A 3,148-nucleotide genomic window follows, 5' to 3' on the forward strand; every position below is an offset into this window, starting at 1 on the left:
GCTTTATTTTAACAAAATGTTCCTCTAAAATAAAGTTGTTTATATGACTAAAAATGATAGTTAATGCTATTTAAATTTTAAACTGAAATATTATTATTAATATTGTGTAAATGGATTTAAAAAGGAGAGAGTGTCATATGAAATATTATAAAACGAGAATATTCTTTCTAAACACTTATTTAGTAATAAGTGTATTCTCTACAGTTTTTCTCGTTTTTTATGTATTTATTGAAAATGGTGATGTTTGGCAAATAATTACAACCTTTATAGCGCTAGCTTCAGTAATAACAACTGTGGCAATTTCAGCGATAACTGAATTACAGTCCAAAAAAAAGGATCTTAAATTAGAAAAAAGCTACAATACTTTAGTCAGTAATCAAAAACAGATATTGAGAACACTTGAGGAATTAAAGCTCGATAATAAACGCGCAACTGATGAAGCGGGTGAAAATTTACAAGTTTTAAGTGAAAAAATAGATGAATTGCACAACAAAGTTAATCCAGGTAATGAACAAATAATTACCAACATTTTCACTAAGTTCGTGGGTTTATTAAAAAGAAAAAAGTAAGACAAGCAATAATTCTATCGTTCTTAAAAAATCGATAGAATTATTGTTGTCATAGTAAGTAAATAATTTTCTAACGATGATTTTTTTAAAATATTCCCATTATTATATTGTTAAAGGAAACCCAAGCAATATGAAAATAACTATCTTATAATCCCCTCAAATCCTTATTAATTAGAAACACATAGTTTGGTTGAATGTGTTAGATTTATATACAAACTACTACGACATCTAATATTTTATTTTTAAACTGCTTCTAATAATCATGGTTAATCGATTTATCTACTAAGTTAGCTCACGACAGACATGAAAATGTCTTTATTATAAGGAAATTCATGGAACCGTCGTGTGTTTAAAAATTGGAAAGGGGATTTTTATGAAAAAGTTAATCATTTTCATTGGTGTGTTAGCGTTTTTGCTAATACCACTGCAAACTGTATTGGCAGACGGTGTCAACACATCCGAGAAAAAGGAGTACTTGATTCAGTTTGATGGCCCATCTGAAAAAGGAATCTTAGAAGCTTTCGGTGTTGAAGAAGCCGACATACTCACTGAATATCAAGTATTACCGGTATATCACTTAAAACTTACGGATAAACAGGTAAAAGGGTTAAAAAACAATCCACAAATAAAACATGTGGAAGAAAACGCTGAGGTGAAAGCTACTGCCCAAACAGTACCTTGGGGAATTCCTCACGTTCAGGGAACTACTTCACAAAGCTATGGTTATTCAGGAAGTGGTGTTAAAGTAGCTGTTTTGGATACTGGTATAGATTCATCACACGTTGATCTTAATGTCTCTGGTGGTTACTCTGTATTTGGGGATTCGCCATACAATGATGGGAACGGACACGGTACTCATGTAGCTGGTACTGTTGCTGCCCTGGACAATACTTCTGGGGTACTAGGCGTAGCACCACAAGCTAACTTATATGCTGTTAAAGTGTTAGACGCTAACGGAAGTGGTTCGTACGCAGGCATTGCCGAAGGTATTGAGTGGGCCATCCAAAACGATATGGATATCATTAACATGAGCTTGGGTGGATCTCAAAGCTCCTCTATTTTAGAAGATTACTCGGACTATGCGTATTATAACGCGGGTATTTTAGTTGTAGCTGCTGCGGGTAATAGCGGTAACTCATGGGGATCGGGTGATACGGTTGGTTATCCAGCAAAATATGATTCAGTTATTGCCGTAGCCGCTGTTGACCAAAATAATAATCGTGCATCTTTCTCAAGTCATGGTCCTGATGTCGAGTTAGCTGCCCCAGGTGTTGATATTCTAAGCACCACACCAGGAAACAACTATGAATCGTTTAACGGAACATCTATGGCTTCTCCTCACGTAGCAGGTGTGGCTGCCCAAGTCTGGCAGGCTAAACCACATCTATCAAACTCTCAATTACGATCTCTGTTAAATAACACTGCCCAATATCTAGGAAACTCTAATTATTATGGTAATGGATTAGTTCAATCTTATGACGCAATAAGCTATTAATCTACAAAAAAGGTAGGGGGTTCCCTACCTTTTTTACTTATCATTATATAGTGACAAGACTTTTCTTTCTATCAATTATTACTCAACTGTACATGAAAATAGGATAGTTCATTTACTGTATATTACAGAATTCCATTTTTCTAATTTAGTTCTTAACAATTCTTTTAATTCATTTTCATGATCACTTAATTTATAGAATAAGGATAGCGCTACTAGGATCACATCTGCACACTCTTCTTTAACATCAGACTTATCAAGTTGTTTGTATCCACTTCCCCAAGCATTTTTATAAGAAAGCATAGCTTGTGATGTTTCACCAACTTCTTCGGTCAACTTTAATACCATCTGTTCAACCGTTTTTCTTTCCGCTTCGCTTAATTCTTTGATTTCTTTTAATAGTTCTTCCATACAAACCATCCTTTCTTATTTAAAGAAATAACTAAATTAGTATTGTATGATTGCATTAACGTCATACTCACTAAGAAGTTCCCTTCCATTTAAATTATTTAATTCAATTAAGAACGATAGGCCAACAACCTTACCTCCTAATTGTTCAATAATTTCAACCAACGCTTTTGTCGTACCACCAGTACCTAAGACGTCATCTACTATTAAAATTTCATCTCCTGGATTAATAGAATCTTTATGAATATGAATTACGTCTTCGCCATAATGAAGACTATATGAAGATGAAACTGTTTCCCTTGGTAGTTTCCCTGTTTTTCTTGCAGGGATAAATCCTTTGTTTAGTTCATTGGCTAAAGGACACCCAAATAGAAAGCCTCTAGCCTCTGGGGATACAATTTTATTGAACTTTTTACTAGCAATGCTTTTTTTCATCAATAGTAGAGATTCCGAATAATAAGTTTTATCATTTAATAACGGTGTAATATCACGAAAAGTAATATGTTCCTTAGGGAAACCTTTTATAGTTATAATTCTATCTTTTAAATTCAAAGAGAGTGTAAAATATTTTGTGTAAATGGCTATTCCGATTTTCAATGATATAGAAAAAGGAAGACCCATTCTGTAGAATTAAGTTAGCAGACTAAAATTCACAGAAAAGAGGTCTTCCCTATGAATC

At 33.6% G+C, this 3,148-nt stretch carries 4 protein-coding genes; 2 read left to right on the forward strand and 2 right to left on the reverse strand.

Annotated elements, in window-relative coordinates; all coding sequences use genetic code 11:
- Window positions 1-137: 137 nt before the first annotated feature.
- Together ACTWQB_RS16985 and ACTWQB_RS16990 are read left to right on the forward strand one after the other, a co-directional pair.
- Window positions 138-569 carry a hypothetical protein gene (locus ACTWQB_RS16985; protein ID WP_443140345.1) on the forward strand — a complete coding sequence of 144 codons (432 nt, stop codon included), beginning with the start codon at window positions 138-140 and terminating at the stop codon, window positions 567-569.
- Between the two features lie 373 nt (window positions 570-942).
- Window positions 943-2,064 (forward strand): S8 family peptidase, encoded by a 1,122-nt coding sequence (locus ACTWQB_RS16990; protein WP_443140346.1) that lies wholly within the window; start codon window positions 943-945, stop codon window positions 2,062-2,064.
- Between the two features lie 108 nt (window positions 2,065-2,172).
- Here ACTWQB_RS16990 and ACTWQB_RS16995 read toward each other — a convergent pair whose 3' ends face one another.
- Entirely contained in the window at window positions 2,173-2,472 is a 300-nt protein-coding gene (locus ACTWQB_RS16995) for a MazG-like family protein (RefSeq protein WP_443140347.1), read from the reverse strand.
- 36 nt (window positions 2,473-2,508) lie between these two features.
- On the reverse strand, window positions 2,509-3,090 hold the full coding sequence (locus tag ACTWQB_RS17000) for an adenine phosphoribosyltransferase (protein ID WP_443140348.1): 582 nt from the start codon (window positions 3,088-3,090) through the stop codon (window positions 2,509-2,511).
- Window positions 3,091-3,148: the final 58 nt, after the last annotated feature.

The organism is Piscibacillus sp. B03 (assembly GCF_052246295.1).
In the GTDB taxonomy this organism is placed as follows: Bacteria; Bacillota; Bacilli; order Bacillales; family Alkalibacillaceae; genus Piscibacillus.